Raw genomic sequence first — 17,726 nt, 5'->3', positions numbered from 1 at the left:
TCATTTATGCTTGTTAAAATAAATGCTAGCTTCGTTATTGATTTTGCAATTAGAACAACTAGTTACTGCAATCAATGCCTCGCTTTCATTTATTTTTCCTGACGCCTAAACAGATCATTTAATTAATCCAATTGGTATAACTTTTAATCCCGTGTTGAACAAGATCATTGAGTTCTGCCAGTGCTTTTTCCGCATCTTTGGAGGCAATAAACACATGGTCATGGTAGTATGCCGCAACAACATTTGCGCTGATATTCGCTTGTGTTAGTTTGCCGGATACTGCCGCTGTCAAACCGACAGCATCAAGGCTGGAGTGCACATTTAAGGTGATACATTTAAAAACACCAGAGTACACAATGTGTAATTCATCCGCTTTCTCTTTTCTCACTATAACGGTTAACCCTTCCTGTTCATGAAAAGTACCAATTGGACTCAGCTGTTCCAGTTGTTGATAATCATGATGCTCAAGCGTTGCAAAAACATACTCATTCTCGGCTAAAACAGGCATCATTGAAGCGATAAGTTTTGCCAGATCTTTTTCACCAGACATTTGTGTTTCCTTTTTTTGGGGGGCTATTAATGAGATATTTTCAAACCAACCACACCCGTAAATATCAAGCCTAAGCAAAGCAATTGTTGAATTGAAAGTGGTTGCTCAAAAAAATAATGATTAATGATCGAAATGGATGATGCACCTACTGCCAGCCAGACAAGATAGGCATGGCTAATAGGTATCTCTTTTATTGCGATTGAAAACAACACTAAGCTGAGTGTTATTGAAAAAACGGCCAATATTACGTAAGGGATGTTTGTAAAGGATTCTGATTTTTGAATACCAACCAACCAGCCGGCTTCCAAGGTTCCTGCAAGAAATAAGATGAGCCAAGACATTATAATACTCTATTAAAGTTAGGGGTCGTCCCCTGATAAAATAGAGCGGTGAGGTCGTCCTCACATCGATACTGATTGAATATTATATTACACTGAATAGATAAAATGAAACTGAAAAGTGAGAACTTACAAAAGCGTCGACTATTTTCCCGTCGAATTTTCATGTGACCGGTGCAGGTGCGTATATAATAATTATTCACCATGTAGAAAACGAGCTGAAAGCAGGCCGGGTAATTCTGGATATGAAGCAGAACTGGTATGGTTCGGGAGCGCCATTAATGTCAATTGGACCTGACGCTTTTAAGCAGAGCAATTTGCTCTATGCCAAGAGGAAATTCTGAGTTCCGCATTTAAACAACGGTCTGACACAGTTTGTTAGATCATTTTCCTTACAATTTTTTTTATTAACCACCTTTCGGTTGGCGTTCACATTGCCCACGTTAATTCTGTAACCCATTGCGTTTCTCCTGCGATATAGCCCGCTGAGGACAACATGTCCATATGATTAAGCTGGCTAAATAAATACATGGCGAGGATCACTACCCTTAATGGCTGATCACTAAGCCTAAACCTTTAGAGAACAGGAATTATAAAGAATAAATTGCAAACTGAATCAACCACCAATTCGTAAATATTAGGTTGAATTCAGGGGCGTAGACCACGCTTCATAAGAATTATTTTTACCTTAAAATGGTATTTATGAATGTACTCGCCTGTATTTACAAAGCTGTACGCCTGACTCACAGGCTGGAGGTTATACCAAATCCGATAATTATCTACTCATTTATACTTGCTAAAATGAATGCAAGCTAGACATAAAACTACGTTTTAGTCTTTGTTATTGATTTTGCAATTAGAACAACTAGTTACTGCAATCAATGCCTTGCTTTCATCCGTTTTTTCTAGGCCTAAATAGATCATCTAATTATCGGAATTGGTATTATCAATTCAAAACGCATATCGTTTAATCAGGCCAATGTTAAGCGAATTAATGCTGTGACTATCAGTGAAAATAAAGCTGTTATCAGTTTATATGAGCAGTTTAGAATGCGAACAGAGGTGTTGTTTAAAGAGAATAGTAATTCAAAGGTCTCTGATGGAATACGGTAGGGTAGGTTTAGCCATGCTTCGTTCGGAACTGGAAAAAGTAGAGATTAACGTGTAAAGGGGCTTTATATTATTGCCGCACTGCAAAATGCTGTCTGCATACTTGAGAATTCAGCTTGAAGACGGTGTCAGAGTCAGGCCTAGCCAATTGCTGTTTCCGGGAAAATTACCATTTTTATTGCACCACTAAGTATTTAAAACATCCATTTTTTTCCAAAACTGACTGATTGTTTTTTTCATTATTGTCGGTTCGTAATATTATCGCCATGCCGGTACTGGAAAGTTATACCTTAACCACAATATTATTTCCTGCTGTTATTTGAGCTGTATTTATCTTAATAATCACTATTTTTCTCCATCGCAGAAGGAGAGCTTTTTAATAACGATAAGCTGGGCAGCTGTTTTTCTTTTTACAAATGAAAAAGAAAGAGCTGCCGATTTTGTTTCAGGAATATGAAAGTGAGCAGTAAAACCGCTCTGATCAGTTATTCTATTATCAACGCACCATATTTTCCGGTGCCAGTACATCATCAAGTTGCTCTTTGGAAAGCAGCTGTTGTTCGAGAACCAGATCATAAACACTGCGGTCATTCGCCAGTGCCTCTTTTGCCAGGGCGGTACAGATTTCGTAACCAAGATGTGGATTAAGCGCGGTTACAATACCGATTGAGTTTTTAACGTTGGCCCGACAAACAGCTTCATTGGCGGTGATCCCGGCAATACAGCGACTACCAAGGGTATCCATTCCACGTTTAAGAATTTCGATTGACTCAAACAAGCTCTCCACCATCACCGGCTCCATCACATTAAGCTCGAGTTGTCCCGCTTCGGCTCCCAGGGTGATGGTCAGATCATTACCGATCACCTTGAAGGCAATCTGGTTGACCACCTCTGGGATAACCGGATTTACTTTACCCGGCATAATAGAAGAGCCCGGCTGCATTGCCGGTAAGTTTATCTCGTTGAGTCCGGCACGCGGTCCGGATGACAGCAGGCGCAAATCATTACAGATTTTAGAGAGCTTAACCGCCAGCTGCTTGAGGGCGGAAGAGTACATTACCAGTGAGCCGGTATCATGGGTCGCTTCGATCAGATCGTCAGCCAGCACAATATCCCGTCCGGTGACTCTGCTCAGGTGTTGAACGACACGCTCGCGGTAACGTGGCTCAGCATTCAGCCCGGTGCCGATAGCGGTTCCGCCCATATTAACGGTAAGAAAAGGAATGCTGCAGGTTTTCAGGCGCTCAACCTCATTACGCAGGCTGGTGGCATAAGCGTTAAAACTTTGTCCCAGTGTCATTGGCACCGCGTCCTGTAGCTGGGTACGACCCATTTTCAGAATATCGGCAAACTCAAATGTTTTATCATCGATCAGCGTGATCAGTTTGTTGACCTCAGCTAATAACTTATCGTTGGCATCCATTAAGGCTATTTTTATCGCGGTCGGGTAAGCGTCATTGGTTGATTGCGAACGGTTAATATGATTGTTCGGGTGACAATACTTGTACTCACCGCGTTTGTGCCCCAAAATTTCCAGGGTCCGATTAGCGATCACTTCATTGGCATTCATATTGGTGGATGTCCCGGCTCCACCCTGCAGCATATCAACGATAAAATGGTTGTGTAACATGCCCATACCAATCTCATCACATGCCTGGCAAATCGCGTGGATCATCTTATCAGGAATATGCCCTAATTCATGGTTGGCCATCGCGGCTGCTTTTTTGACTTTGGCAAGCCCTCTGATAAAGTCAGGATAAAAGTTCAGGGTGATGCCGCTGATATCAAAGTTTTCCAGGGCACGCAGCGTCTGAATCCCGTAATAAGCTGTGTCCGGTACAGCTTTTTCACCCAGCAGGTCATGTTCGGTTCGCTCTCCACCCGCCCGGTAAAGCGCAGCGATATTTTCATAACGGCTATTGGCATGCTCCATGCGACGGATAATAATTTGTGAAATGGTTGCTGTCATTTTCAGAGCCAGATCACCGCGCTGACCTAGCAGAGTGTGCAAAGCATCCCGTTCGAAGCGGTACAGGGTTACATCAGTCAACAGACGTGCACAGAGGCCCTGCTCGTGCACCGGGGCAATCAGGATAGTCTCCCCGATAAACTCATTATTTGAAAAAACCGTGAGACTTTGTTCCGTAACGCTGCGGTCATCAAACAGTTGAATACTGCCGGAGGTAATAACATAAAGCGCGTCGGTGAGTTCATGACTGCGGAACAGAATATCGCCTGCCAGTAATTTCTGGAATTTCGCGTGCCCGGCAAAAAGATCAAGGTCCTTGCCCGTAATGCCGCGAAACAGCTCAACTTTAGTTAAGCACTCAGTGACGGATTTGAGATTCATTTTGTATATTTTCCTTTTTAGAAGGCGAGTAGATAATTGAATTTATTCGGAAACTTTAATGGCCCTTACAGCACTGCTTTGACAGATAAACCGTGACATGGTGTAGTGCTGATGGCTAAATAACTAAAAGTATTTAAAATGAAAAGCATAAATCATGCCAATATAAAAAAGCTTATATTACAAAGGATTAGTATGTGCCATAAAGCCTGTCTGGCTGGCCTATGCCCCAAAAAGGGGAAGGAGGAGCTCTGCTGTGAAGCAAAGTCGATTAAAAATCAATAAAGCAAGCAGTTGTTAACTGCTTGGTACAAGTCATTAATAGCGTAAGTTGAGTGCCCCCGAAGAAAATATGAAAGAGTTGCTCTTGATCTCACGTGGGGTTTCAATAAGAGAGTTGTTTGTGCAATCTCCTGTCAATCAAGCCCCTATCTGGATAAATTTCCGGCAGTTGCTGATTTCATCAATACAACTCAGGAAAGATCATTATGCTCTGCTGCTTTGACATCGCCCTTCGGGAGCGCCTAAAAATCGCTCAGGCAAGGCGTGTTAGCGAAGGAATAGAGATCTCTTTCGAGCTGACACAACGCAGAATGAGCGATTTTTAGTCAGCTCTGGCGTTCGTTTTTTAAACTATATGGTGCTCTAGAGCAATATTTTACCTCATCCCAGACCTTTTTCCATTTCTTTCGCCAACTAAAAGGGCGCCGGCAGACCGGGCATACTTTTGACGGTAAATTACACTTTTTTATCATAGTAAACTATTCAATAGCTGTTGGCTGTCATAAGCAATCGCTTGTTTTTTATCGTTATCCATCCTGTCGTAGGTCCTATACATCATAGCAATTCGCTGATTAGATTTGAGTTTATCTCGGTTGCGGGCGAGGAAATCCCAATAAAGGTAATTAAACGGGCAGGCATCTACGCCGTTTTTTTGGGTCACTTTGTAACTGCAATTTTTACAGTAATCCGACATCTTGTTGATGTAATTCCCCCCGGCCGCATAGGGCTTGCTGGCCAGATAACCCCCATCCGCAAAGAGGATCATCCCGGATACGTTCGGTAGCTCCACCCACTCATAAGCGTCGGCGTAGACGATCAGAAACCATTCATTAACCTGGGCGGGAGAAAGGCCCGCGATTAGGGCGAAGTTTCCCAATACCATCAGACGTTGGATATGGTGTGCATAAGCGTTTTGTCTGGTTTCCAATACACATTGACGCAGACAATTCATTTTTGTTTCTGCTGTCCAGTAAAATTCTGGAAGGTTACGCTGAGCATTAAAAAAGTTTTGTTGTGCATAATCGGGCATCTTTAACCAGTAGATGCCGCGAACGTATTCGCGCCAGCCGATAATCTGACGGATAAACCCCTCCACTGCATTAAGCGGTGCCTGCTGATGATCATAAGCCTTTTCTGCTGCCTGAACACATTCCATCGGCAGAAGCAGCCCGCAATTGAGATAAAAACTGAGATGAGAGTGATACATCCAGGGCTCACCTTCGACCATCGCATCCTGGTAATCGCCGTAATTAGCCAGACGCTGTTCAGTAAATAACTGCAATGCCTGCAGTGCCTGCGCTCGGGTAACAGCAAAGTAGAAGGGGTCTAAATCACCAAAGTGATCGGCAAAGCGTTCGCTTACCAGTTTGATAACATCAACAGTGATCTCATCCTTTTCATTAACATAGGGTTTGGGAACTTGTAGCCCGTTTTTAGGAGGCTTTCGATTGTCAGCATCGTAATTCCACTGACCACCTACAGGCTCATCACCCACCATTAAAATAGCGTGCTTTTTACGCATTTCCCGGTAGAAAAACTCCATACGTAATTGTTTACGGTTTTTGCTCCACTGCTCAAATTCCTGCGGGGTGGACAAAAAGCGATCATCTGAACGGATTTCCACCGGGATGTTAAAATCACTCTCCCAGTTTTGCATATCCTCAAGCACCCGGTACTCTCCGGGATGGGTTACTATGATGTTTTGGATAGGGCGCTTGGTTATTAAACGTGCAACTTCACTTTTGAAGGAGCCTGTATTATGCGCATCATCCAGTTTTGTGTACGCAACCTTGTATCCGTTTTCTTGCAGCTCTTGCGCAAAATGGCGCATGGCGGAAAAAAGTAAGGCGATCTTTTTCTTATGGTGTTTAACGTAGGTAGCTTCATTCCACACTTCACACATTAAAATAATATCTTTGGATTTGTCGCATCCTGTAAGACTTGAAATCGTTGCCGATAGTTGGTCTGCTAATATCAGGCGCAGCGTGCTCATGAAACCTCCTGTTTTAATGGTTGAAAGGCTTATATCACCAGGTGTTCAGACAACAGAAAATCCGCTTGTAATTAATCGTTATGCATAACTCACGGAAATGACAAGGGATACAATAACGATCAATGTAACCAGACAGCGTGTCCAAAAATATGCGCGGGTGATAATTTTATTCTGCCGCAATTTTTTATCGATCAATAAAGCACCTGAAAAGCTAAGTATCAGGGCGATAATGAATAGCTTGAAAGGAAAAAGCAGAAAGCTAAGCCACAGAAACACAGCGTTAAAATTACTGAAAGCCGGTAAGTAGCGCTGCCATTTTTCACTGATAATTAAATGTTGTCCCCAATGGCTGCCGGCCATAAAAGCGGCGATAACAAGTCCGTAAACACTCAAAACCTGCTCGGTGTTACCCAGCAATGCGATAACATCTATGTCGGCGATAAAACAATATGCGCAAAATATAAATGGCAATGTGCCCGCTAAAGTAAGGTAGGGATAGATATTTTTCATACTTTAATAACCTGCTTTAAAAGTTATTCATCACGTTACAAAATCAATAGCAAATATTGATAGTGTAAATTCACCAGCCTGTTTTGTAGACAGTAAAAAACCCACTTCGTTAATATATTCTGCTTTCAGAACGGGGGCATTGGTTATTTTTCTGCCGCGAAAAGTAGCCTGAAAATCAGCAAGAGCAAAACGTAAACGTTGTCGCTGACCGGCAACAGTATTAAATTCATGATAATAATATACCCGTTCACCATTAATATTGGCGACCATTCTCAGCTGGTAGATATGTCCGTCTCCCTGAATATCAATCCGTACTGTGCCTGTCGCCTGACCTAATGGCTGCACAGGATAAAAGGCAGAGCTGAAGCCGCCATTATTTTCGAGCGATATGTTACCGGTAAAGAGCCAATGATCCTCTTTGAGTGCGACATTGCCCTGGGATTTCCCCCCCATTACATTGTCATTACCTATTCGCCAATTAATGTGTTCTTGTGGTTTGCTAAAATCTATCATACTAGGTTGTTGGGTCTCCGTTTTAGTAGATGCAGAGTGACTGAGCGGGGGATTAACTTGCATATTTTTATCATTAGCAAAACCGCTACAGCTAAAGGATAATAATGCATTTACCGCTATTTTTATCATTGTAATAACGGATTTGTTAATAACAGGCCAATTTATCCGTTGGCATCTCATCAGCGGGCTATTTATCTGCCAATAATCGGGATATTTTCTTAAAAAATGCTTTCAGGGTGTCTTCGTCCTGGTAGTCAAAATCATATTTACCGTGAAATAACAGGGAGATAGTTAAATCCTTGTAGGATAACCAGCAGGTGTAGCCGTCAAAATCATGGGCTGCACGGATACCGTCAAACTCATAAACCCCATCTACCTTCTCTCCTCTGGTAGTGATTAAATCAAAAGCTTCTAACATGTTGCGTTTATTTACTTTAGTGATATCCATGATTTATTCCATGTGTGTTGATTGGCCGGCTTCAATGGTGTTTAAACTTTACTTACGTTTTAAAAAAGCAAGTGGATCAATTTAATCTAAAGTGATTCCTTATATCTGACTGAATAAAGTTCAAGGGTTTAGTGATTCAAGATAGCTTGCTCAAGACGCACTATGGCGGCATATTAAATACTTTGAAAAGAAGAGGATACAAACCTCGCTGGGATTTTAGATTGTCGCAATTAACAATTTACTTTTCTCTGTGTCTTGATAAGGTAGTTTGTAAATGAACATTTTTAGTAGTCATTGAATGTTGGATACTCTCGCAATACTTTCATCTCTAACAAAGAAATTACCATGAATAATAAAACTATTTTTTTTGCTGCCGGGCTGGTTTGCCTGACTCCCTGGATTTCTTCACCTTCCGCGCTGGTTATCGGTCTCTGTTTATCAAGCTTAGGGTTGGTACCTGAAGACTTTGCGTTAAATAAAGTAACAAAAAAATTACTTGCCTATTCAGTGGTAGGTTTGGGTTTTGGTATTCATCTGCAGGAAGCGATAACGGTAACCACTGAAGGGATCGGCTTGATTGCCACTAGCATATTCTGCACGCTGATCTTTGGTTTCCTGCTCGCTAGGGCAATGAAACTGGAGACGAAAATAAGTTACCTTATCTCCTGTGGCACCGCAATTTGCGGCGGTAGCGCGATCGCTGCGCTATCCCCGACCATTAAAGCGACGGAGCAGCAAATCGGTTTGGCACTGGCCACTGTATTTATACTTAACTCCATCGCACTGTTCGTGTTTCCAATGGTGGGACACGCTTTGCTGCTGGATCAGGTTACTTTCGGAACTTGGGCAGCGATCGCCATTCATGATACCTCTTCTGTGGTGGGAGCCGCTTCGGCCTATGGAGAGCAGGCATTAACCACGGCGACTACCTTGAAACTTTCGCGGGCATTATGGATTGTTCCGATAAGTTTTATGAGCGCGCTGTTGGTCAAAAATAAAAATGGCAGAGCTGCATTTCCCTATTTTATTCTTTTTTACTGCGTGGCAATTTTAGTCAGCGACTATTTGCCGCAGTATGAATTTGTTTACCAGGGTATTTTTGCCATTGCCAAACAGTCCCTGGTGGTCTGTCTGTTTTTGATCGGCTGCTCCATCTCCAAAGAAAATATGAAAGCTTCCGGCATAAAACCTATGGCCTTTGGTGTGATCCTGTGGCTGCTTATTTCGGTTCTTTCACTATCCTGGTTACTCTATCGTTAGGACCGGCCCAAGCAAAAGTTGGGCCGGTTTTACTTTGCAGGAGCCATTGCAGCAAATTAATGATGGTGGTTATTCATCAATCAGATGATGGTTGACCAGGCTTTGATGTTCCTGTGTTTTAAACTGATTGAAGCGGGGCAGGAATTTATCCCAGTCGATAACATGACTGTTTATTTCCGGGCCATCAATGCAGGCATGCTTTCGGATCAGTTTGCCGTTTTCCATGATCGGTACCATACACGCACCGCACATACCCGTTGCATCTACCATGATAGAGTTGAGGCTGGCGACACAGGCCACATCATAAGCCAGGGTTAAATCACTGACAGCCCGCATCATCATTGGCGGACCAATAGTGATCACTTCTGCAATGGGATCTCCGCTGCCATCACGATCACGGATTAACAGCTCTTCAAGCGGTGTAGTGACAAAACCTTTAAGGCCAAAACTACCATCGTTACTGGCATAAATCACATCCACCAGATCTGGATAGTGGTTGCGCAGAGTTTCAATGCGATCTCCCTGCTCAGTCCAGAAGCGGAAATCGAGTCCTCTGAACCCGGAAATCAAAGTGACTTTGTTGCCCGCTTCAAGATGAGCACGCATAATAGGGAATACCGCCGGTAACCCCACACCGCCGGCAGTAAATATGACCCGCTGATTTTCAGGGTGTTTGACGATATGACTGGGTTGCCCAAGAGGGCCGGCAATAGCGGCAAAACAATCCTCCACCTGCATCTGGTTGATCAGTTTTGAGCTGCTGCCCAGGCCTTGGATAACCAGATCGATTGTGCCATTTTCCAGGTTCCAGTCAGCAAGAGTTAAGGGGATCAATTCACCTTTATTGTCGGCTAACACACGAACAAACTGTCCGGCTTTTGCCGATCGCGCAATTAATGGCGCAGTGATGGTAAATTCAACAATTTCATCTGTTAACTGACGCCGCTTAACTATCTTCGGCGACGTTTGCCCCAATTCGGTATAACGACCGGCTTGCGTGACAAGCTGTTGAATCTCTTTAGCATTAAAATTCAGATTCTGCATTATTTCACGTGCTGCGGCCTGTCCATCACCTGCGGCTTTAATAGCAGTAGAGCCGCCACGTGTTGCGTCTCCACCACTGTAGATACCGCTTAATGAGGTTTGTTGCGACCCTTTGTTAAGTTGCACTGTGCCCCATTTGGAAGTTTGTAAATCCGGCTCTGCGTCTTTAACAATAGGGTTCGGATTGTTACCGAGCGCCATGATAGCTAAATCAACCTGCACCAATTCGCTTTCCGCGGTTGACTGCGGACGGCGGCGACCCGATGCATCCGGCTCACCTAAAGCCATCACCTCGAGCTTAGCAGCGGCAAGTTGATGGTTTTTATCACCGCTGAATTCACAAGGGGAACGCAACTCCTTAAGCTGGATCCCTTCTTCAAGGGCGTGGTGCAGTTCTTCAACCCGGGCCGGCATCTCCTCCCTGGTTCGCCGGTACACGATAGTGACCTTTGCGCCCAGCCGACATGCGGTACGCGCTGCATCCATGGCAGTATTACCACCACCGATAATCATCACCTCTTTGCCCTTCACTTCAGGCAACGGGGTTTCATAGTCTGCTTTGTGGGCCTGCATCAGATTAACCCTGGTTAAAAGCTCATTGGCCGACATGATGTTAAGCAGATGCTCTCCGGGTATATTCATAAAGCGCGGCAACCCGGCGCCTGTTCCAACAAATATTCTTGCAAAACCCGCTCGTTTCAGATCCGCAAGGGTAGCCGTTTTACCGACAATGTAGTTAGTCACAAATCGGCCACCAAGTGCTTTTATTTTGCCGACCACATCATCAATTAACTGATTGGGTAAACGGAATTCAGGAATACCATAACGCAGCACGCCACCTAAAGCGTGGAATGCCTCAAACACCGTAACTGGGAAACCGGCTTTTGCTAACAGGTAGGCGTTAATCAGACCTGACGGGCCAGAACCGACAATGGCAATAGGGGGCTTAGTCGCGAGCGCCCAGGGGTTACATACAACAATATCCTGCGATATTTGATTGCTTAGCTGCCGTTCTCTTTGTGCTAAAAACCATTCCAGTTGACCAATTTCAATAGGGCGCTGGTTATGTGTACATACCCCCTGACACTGCATCTCCTGAGGACAGACCCGGCCGGTGACATTCGGCAGCGGGTTGGCGTCGCAAATAAGTTCGAAGGCCTCTTTGAGCTTGCCTTCTCCCATCAAATTCAGTGCCTGCGGTATATGAATTTTTACCGGACAACCACCGTCATAATCGAAGGTTGGCTCACCTTTTTCGTTACAGCGTGGCACGCCTACTTCGCAGGGGCGATCTTCGCATTGTTTGTCACGCAGTACTTCCAGCCAGACAAAAAGTTCGACTTCGCGTAAACTGTAACCCAGCCCCATATAGCCAAGGTAACCCTGGCTGACCAGGTCAAAGTCTTTTTGCCTTTCCTCGGCCGGACGGACATAAGGGGGAATATTGTTTTTCCCCGGCCAGCCCTGCGATAAGCCCTTAAACATAGGATAACGATCGCCCAGATGGTGATCTAATGCCTGTATAAAAGCCCGTTTTTGTTTAAGCGGGATGCGCCATAAATAACGTTGTAATACAACGCTAAATTCATTATTGTGCAGTAATAACTCCCACAGTTTTTCACTGAAAACTGCGCTTAGATTGCCCTGTTTGAGCGTTTGACGGATAGTCTGCAGGCTGTCGTCAATGATCATCTGTTGAAACTGCTGCGGGTTCTGCTCCACGCGCTGCAGTAAAAAGTCGCGCTGTGCTTGAGATAATATAGCAGCCATAATTATGCCTCCGTTCTGACTGGCGCGTAGAAGTGGATAATTTCAGCATCGCATTCATCAACGACCCGGGCAATCCGGTTGAGTAATTCGTCAGTAATGACGATCTTCTCAAGTGCTCCGCGAATAACGCGACTAACCACTTTAGCTTCACCATTATCGAAAATGGTGGTGGTTTCAAATAATTCACTTACCTGCTGATAACAGGTTTTACAATTAGTACATTGGCTGCGTTCTTCATCAGTGATAACCACTAGCGGGTGTTCCTCGTCTGCTGTTTGAATTGTTGCTGTTGGCGGTGTTTCCTTCACTTGAGTGACAGGAATGGTGTGTTGTGAAGAAAAGCTGCTATCGGCAGCCAAGGCAAGTTCCGCCAGGCCATTGGCAATGCTGTCGATGGCATGCTCTTTGTCCTGCAGTGCCTGCTCATATTTCTGCTGCCATGTATTTATCTGTTGCTGGTATTCCTGTTCAATTTTCGTAATCTGCTGGCCGCTGATATATTGCAGCATACGCCAGTTACGTAATCGCTCTTGGGTCAACGCTATAATAGAATCAGAAACACGCAGTTGAATTAAACGCTGTTGCTTGTCCGTTGACCAGACAAAGGGCGTTTTACCGATCTGTTCGGAAAGGCTAAGCGCGATGTAATCTGCCACTTCAACAGGGACTGTGTTGCCATCGATCGAGTTGAAATGTTTCTTAAAGCGCCCCTCATGTAAAGCAAAATCAGCTGGGGTATACGCGACCTGTTTTAATTGGGTCATACCATCCTGATCAACATAGGTGATGGTTTGCGTTGCCCAGTCCTGGTGAATTTCAGGGTTGCCTTCTAATGAGATGCGCGTTGCTAATGTTTCACCTTTACGCGGATCATGGACAAAAACGGGATTCATGCGACTTTCAACGGCCAATCGCGCATGACGCGTGCTCGCATCATCGGCAATCCCTTGTTCACCCATACATGGCGTATAGACATCAAATAAAGCCGGGGCATCCTGATAGTTTATAAGCTCTATCAGGTTTGACATAAAGTGCCCCTGTAGTGCTGTTGAGGTTTGCACCACCATCACTTTAGGGTGGAAAGTGGCAATAATTCCCAACTCTTTACGGGCTTCCTGTTTACCGTTGTGCGCGCTGCCAACACGACTCAGATCTGAGTCTTGTGCGGTGTAGCTTGAGGTGGACGCCTGACCGCCCGTATTAGAGTAACCGCCGCTATTAAGTACCACTACTTTTATCGGCGTTGATGTTGTCAGCAGGCGGGACAGTGCACCGAAACCTATATCGTAAGTAGCACCATCACCACCGATACTCAATACCGTCGGCAGTAACGCCAGTTCCTGATCTGACAGTTGTGTCCATTCAAGGTAACGCAGTTGCCGATCATGTATTTGCGGATCATAAAGATCATCAATATCCAATTTTGCACTGCGGATGGCTTTAATTTGTGTCAGCTGATTGGCAACTTCACCTTCAAACAAACCTTTAGCAACCGCCGGCGTATCCTGGAATAAGCTGTTTACCCATGGATCATTATAGGGATTTGACGGGAAAGTCGATGCATAGACACTGCTACAGCCCGTTGCGTTGGCGATCAGGGCGTCCGAAGGACCATTGCCTGTCGGGCCGTGCTCAAAGAGGAACAGGCGTTTATCTAATACTGTTATTGTTTGTTGAATACGCTGCGCTCTGCCCGGATCATTTTCATCAACGACCAGAGTGGTGAGTTTTGCTTCAAGGCGGGAAATCAGATTTTCTAACTGAGTGATATGGGCGCTATATCGTTGTTGCTGTAGCGCCCGGTTGATTGATGTGACCAGACGTAACGCCGTCACCTCTCCACAGCCACGGCAGGCACCATGCCCGGAGCTCATCGCATAATAGTTATTGCGATCCAGCAATAAACGTTTAGCTTCGCCGCCTGCGCGGCTTGCCTGTTCGGTAAAGCGTATCGGGGTATTAGGCAACTCGGCTAATCTGGCAAAACGCTGTCGCATTTGTCTGCTGAGTTCGCTGCTTTGCTGTACTTTTTCAAGTGCATTTGCACCACAAACATCGACGCATTCCATACAGCCGCTGCATTTACTCGGGTCAATAGCGAGGCTGAACAGACCACCAGATCCAGGCTGTGCATTCTCCATGGCAGCAAAGAAAGGTTTGGTTCGGCTCATAGGCAGATCTTCAAGCAGGACACAAACACTGGCTATGTGCTGTTGTAATAGCGGGTTGTTAAAGGTCATTTTATCGACAACATTGGCCATGACCTGATGCAACGCGAGTGTTTCGCCTTTCGCTGCGCTTCGATATTCCAGGCGGATAGCATCGGACAGTGGCGTGACCTGCGCTTTAAGTTGTGCAAGCTGTACAGGCGGAACAGCAAGCTTGCTTATAGCATTATGTAAAATATCGTGTATTTCATAGACCCCGCTGGGAATTGCGCCATCCGGACAGGCGATAGTACACTCCATACAACCAGTGCATTTGTCCGCGTTATACTTGGGTACATTTAAGCGGAACAAACCTTTGTCTTTGCTGATCGCGCTTGCGGGGGGCAAAAACATGCCGGAGCCCGGAATAACAGGAGCCTCGCTGATGCTGCCATCGGCATAGCTTTTACCGGCAATATTATCAAAGTAATCCTGGTTAAATAATGCACAACTGGCATGCGTCGCTTTGTGTTTTTGTGTCGCTGTTGCCGCCGCGGTGAGCTTTTCATCATCACTGAAGTCGCTGTAACACAAGGCTTGTGTTGCCAGTATACCATCGCGGATCACCGCCATGTTACCTGCTACGACTTTTTCACCTTTAGCGCCGAATTTCTTTTTAATTTGCTGTTCAATACGCGCTAGCACCTGCTGTGCATCAGTCCCTAGAATAACCTGTTGTGCATGACCACAGAGCGCACCTATAAAGGCAATCCCCATCATTCTGATCTCTAAATCGGGCGTGGGGGCGTGCTCGCGGGCGACCTTAAAGGCGTCCACCAGGTAGAAACAAATATTTTTCTTGCGTATGTATTGCCGTGCGCTTGCCGGCAGCTCCTGCCAAACCCGTTCCGGGCTGTGCTGGCTTTGTAATATAAATGTGCCGTTTTCAGCAAGCCCGGCGAGCGGGTTGGTATGCATGAACACCTTGTGATCCGGAGATAATACCACCTCAACCTGCTGCAGTTCGGCGTTGGTGATTTTAATCGGCTCGGGAGACAGAGTGATAAAGAAATTAGTCGGCGCCCCACTTTTTTCTGAGCCGTATTTAGGCATTGATTTAGAGTATAAACCGAGTGCGTCTGCGAGAATATCGGTAAGCAGTTTACCCGTTGCAATGGTGCCGTAACCGCCGACTGAGTGAAAGCGAATGCGCATTGCACTTTCCGGCAGAAGATTCGGGTTTGCACCGGTTTCTAAAGCCATTAATTCAGTATCCGGATAAGCTTGACGCAGGCGCTGCTGAATAATTTTCAATTCGCCCGATGCTTGCTGGTCAAAGAACTGGCTGCCTAAATAGAAAAACGGCTTACTATTTTCCGTAAACATATTTTCACAGGCAGCAATCAGATGACAAGGCTGCAGGTCATGGCCACCTAATCCAAAAATAGCGGTGCTGATTTGCGGAGGGTGAGTGAGCGGCTTAATCCCTTTATGGCGAAGTTTGACTGCATTTTCACTGGCTTTGAATAAAGCCCGTGAAACGCGTTCGGTAAGGCGGGTTTCATCACAACGCTCCAGAATGGTAACTGATTTTTTACCCGCCAGCTGCTCGATTAACTGTGCTTCTGGAAACGGGTGCAGTTGTTTGATTTTAATCACACCCACTTTATGCCCCTGCGTGCGCAGATAGCCGGCAACCGCCTCTGCATCATCCGTTACAGAGCCAAGTCCCAGTAGTACGTATTGTGCATCACTGCACATAAATTCCATCACCGGCTGGTATTGACGGCCGGTTAATTGCGCGTATTCCTCCATCGCCTGTTCGATAAACTGCGGCACATCACTCATGAAATGGGTATTGTGATCGACGATTCCGGCCTGAAAGTCAGGTTGATTCTGCACACCGCCGGTCAAGCCGGGATTGTGCGTATCAACCAAAGCAGGAACACGTTGCCGGGTGCCTTTCTGATAGGCGTTCAGCCATGTACGCCGCCATCTGTTTTGTAACTCTGCTGGTACGAATTCATTGCTTTCACTTAGATATTCGCCGTTAGTATCTTTTTCCAATTGCGCAATGTGGCGGTTTAAATATGCTTTCAAATCATCGTATTTTTCCGGCCAGAACTGATCCTGGTATTTGTTGATAAACTGCTGAAGTTGCCATACCCGTCCCTTCGCGCCATAAAGCATGCGCTGCGCCTCTGTTGGCGCGGTGATACGATCGCGAGGGTCACCGAGATACTGCTTGAGCAGTTCTGGCTCAGGCAGCTTAACCTGACTTTGAATGTGGCTGGTGGCAAAACCGTCCATGGTATTGGCGACCGGAATAAGGGAGAGGGCGCTGATGCGATAGGAGATAGCCGCTAAATCTGCGGCCTCCTGGGCATTACTGGCGAACAATGTGGTATAACCGGCAGAGAGCAGGGCGTAGATATCATCATGACCGGCCATCACGTTAAGTGAATGACGGGAGACAGAGCGTGCTGCGACATGCAGTACAAATCCCGCGGTCTTTTTGCCAACGGTCACATAATGAGATTCCAGCCCGTAAAGGATACCTTGACTGGATGAAGCATTGGAGATGTATTTCCCGCCGGTTAACGCGGCGCCTAATGCACCACTTTGTGCGGAGTGCTCACCTTCGGGCTCAAAGAAAAAGGGATGCTCACCCCAGACATTGCAGCCGCCTTGTGCACGGAATGCTTCATAGAGTTCTGAAATTTCAGTTGAGGGGGTGATCGGATAACCTATCACCCCGCCGCAAACAAAAGACATGACATGGGCAACCGCGCCATTACCGTGAATGACAGTCGCTACCCCGGGATACTGTGGAAAAACCTGCTGCTGCTCGTCATAATTGGACAATAAAGACATGACCTACTTCTCCTTGAATGTATTAGGTAAGCTAATGGGTCGATGACTTTGCAAAGCAACATAGGAATCGCGATAAACTTCAGCAGTTCAGGCACTTTATGCGCATACCTCAGCTTTAAACCTAATGGGTTCACTTAAACAATAAGTGTTTGAAAAACAGAATGTGTGACATTGAAATACTACACTTGTCACGGCTGGATAATGCGCAGGAGTTCACAAAAAAGTGATTTTAATTTTTTGAATTACACTGCTGATAAAAAATGGTTGAGAGAAACAGTTAAGCTGAATAAACAGCCCCTGTAAATCATAAAGCTGGTTGCTTAGATAATAAATAACAGGCAGGTAGATCTGTTAGTGTCCAACGGAAAAACGGTCATATCCTCCGGTGCAGCTAATACTAATTGTATTAAGTAAGTGATCAAATTTCAGTGAGGATAAATTTTCAAGAACAAGGCGCTTGATTGAGCAATAGCAGGCTATTGGGATTGAAAGCAACGCTGTACTTGGACATTTAGACCATCTTAAAATGATCACTTATTT

At 45.3% G+C, this 17,726-nt stretch carries 11 protein-coding genes; 1 reads left to right on the top strand and 10 read right to left on the bottom strand.

The features are described from left to right. Positions 1-118: 118 nt before the first annotated feature. The 8 genes from ABZA00_RS11000 to ABZA00_RS10965 all read right to left on the bottom strand — a co-directional run bounded on the left by ABZA00_RS11000 (position 119) and on the right by ABZA00_RS10965 (position 8,091). Entirely contained in the window at positions 119-550 is a 432-nt protein-coding gene (locus tag ABZA00_RS11000) for an ACT domain-containing protein (protein WP_372882215.1), read from the bottom strand. 26 nt (positions 551-576) lie between these two features. Further along, positions 577-891 carry a multidrug efflux SMR transporter gene (locus ABZA00_RS10995; RefSeq protein ID WP_372882214.1) on the bottom strand — a complete coding sequence of 105 codons (315 nt, stop codon included), beginning with the start codon at positions 889-891 and terminating at the stop codon, positions 577-579. Between the two features lie 1,603 nt (positions 892-2,494). After that, entirely contained in the window at positions 2,495-4,348 is a 1,854-nt protein-coding gene (aspA, locus tag ABZA00_RS10990; protein ID WP_372882213.1) for an aspartate ammonia-lyase, read from the bottom strand. Between the two features lie 605 nt (positions 4,349-4,953). After that, positions 4,954-5,097 (bottom strand): DUF2256 domain-containing protein, encoded by a 144-nt coding sequence (locus ABZA00_RS10985; protein ID WP_372882216.1) that lies wholly within the window; start codon positions 5,095-5,097, stop codon positions 4,954-4,956. Continuing rightward, a complete protein-coding gene (locus ABZA00_RS10980; protein ID WP_372882212.1) occupies positions 5,097-6,620 on the bottom strand; it encodes a cryptochrome/photolyase family protein in 1,524 nt (507 codons plus the stop codon). Before ABZA00_RS10980 ends, ABZA00_RS10985 begins: the two co-directional genes overlap by 1 nt. A gap of 78 nt (positions 6,621-6,698) precedes the next feature. Then, the gene (locus tag ABZA00_RS10975) at positions 6,699-7,130 is read right to left on the bottom strand and encodes a DUF3429 domain-containing protein (protein WP_372882211.1); all 432 of its coding nucleotides are present in this window, start codon (positions 7,128-7,130) and stop codon (positions 6,699-6,701) included. A gap of 30 nt (positions 7,131-7,160) precedes the next feature. Further along, positions 7,161-7,643 (bottom strand): CIA30 family protein, encoded by a 483-nt coding sequence (locus ABZA00_RS10970; protein WP_372882210.1) that lies wholly within the window; start codon positions 7,641-7,643, stop codon positions 7,161-7,163. Positions 7,644-7,830: 187 nt separating this feature from the next. Then, positions 7,831-8,091: a DUF3081 domain-containing protein gene (locus ABZA00_RS10965; RefSeq protein ID WP_372882209.1), complete on the bottom strand. Its 261-nt coding sequence runs from the start codon at positions 8,089-8,091 to the stop codon at positions 7,831-7,833. 345 nt (positions 8,092-8,436) lie between these two features. Between ABZA00_RS10965 and ABZA00_RS10960 the strand changes: the two genes are divergently transcribed. Beyond that, a complete protein-coding gene (locus ABZA00_RS10960; RefSeq protein ID WP_372882208.1) occupies positions 8,437-9,351 on the top strand; it encodes a YeiH family protein in 915 nt (304 codons plus the stop codon). Between the two features lie 69 nt (positions 9,352-9,420). Here the strand turns inward: ABZA00_RS10960 and ABZA00_RS10955 are convergent, their stop codons facing one another. After that, positions 9,421-12,165 (bottom strand): sulfide/dihydroorotate dehydrogenase-like FAD/NAD-binding protein, encoded by a 2,745-nt coding sequence (locus ABZA00_RS10955; RefSeq protein WP_372882207.1) that lies wholly within the window; start codon positions 12,163-12,165, stop codon positions 9,421-9,423. 2 nt (positions 12,166-12,167) lie between these two features. Then, positions 12,168-17,186 carry a 2-oxoacid:acceptor oxidoreductase family protein gene (locus ABZA00_RS10950; RefSeq protein ID WP_372882206.1) on the bottom strand — a complete coding sequence of 1,673 codons (5,019 nt, stop codon included), beginning with the start codon at positions 17,184-17,186 and terminating at the stop codon, positions 12,168-12,170. Between the last annotated feature and the right edge of the window lie 540 nt (positions 17,187-17,726).

The organism is Psychromonas sp. (assembly GCF_041586535.1).
Lineage (GTDB): Bacteria > Pseudomonadota > Gammaproteobacteria > Enterobacterales > Psychromonadaceae > Psychromonas.
The sequence above is the reverse complement of the archived record's forward strand: the minus strand, read 5'-3'. Positions and strand labels throughout refer to the sequence as shown.

What these genes read in the sequence shown, in the direction of transcription:
- ABZA00_RS11000 (WP_372882215.1), bottom strand. Translation starts at nt 550, where the DNA reads ATGTCTGGTGAAAAAGATCTGGCAAAACTTATCGCTTCAATGATGCCT.
- ABZA00_RS10995 (WP_372882214.1), bottom strand. Translation starts at nt 891, where the DNA reads ATGTCTTGGCTCATCTTATTTCTTGCAGGAACCTTGGAAGCCGGCTGG.
- aspA (WP_372882213.1), bottom strand. Translation starts at nt 4,348, where the DNA reads ATGAATCTCAAATCCGTCACTGAGTGCTTAACTAAAGTTGAGCTGTTT.
- ABZA00_RS10980 (WP_372882212.1), bottom strand. Translation starts at nt 6,620, where the DNA reads ATGAGCACGCTGCGCCTGATATTAGCAGACCAACTATCGGCAACGATT.
- ABZA00_RS10975 (WP_372882211.1), bottom strand. Translation starts at nt 7,130, where the DNA reads ATGAAAAATATCTATCCCTACCTTACTTTAGCGGGCACATTGCCATTT.
- ABZA00_RS10970 (WP_372882210.1), bottom strand. Translation starts at nt 7,643, where the DNA reads ATGATAGATTTTAGCAAACCACAAGAACACATTAATTGGCGAATAGGT.
- ABZA00_RS10965 (WP_372882209.1), bottom strand. Translation starts at nt 8,091, where the DNA reads ATGGATATCACTAAAGTAAATAAACGCAACATGTTAGAAGCTTTTGAT.
- ABZA00_RS10960 (WP_372882208.1), top strand. Translation starts at nt 8,437, where the DNA reads ATGAATAATAAAACTATTTTTTTTGCTGCCGGGCTGGTTTGCCTGACT.
- ABZA00_RS10955 (WP_372882207.1), bottom strand. Translation starts at nt 12,165, where the DNA reads ATGGCTGCTATATTATCTCAAGCACAGCGCGACTTTTTACTGCAGCGC.
- ABZA00_RS10950 (WP_372882206.1), bottom strand. Translation starts at nt 17,186, where the DNA reads ATGTCTTTATTGTCCAATTATGACGAGCAGCAGCAGGTTTTTCCACAG.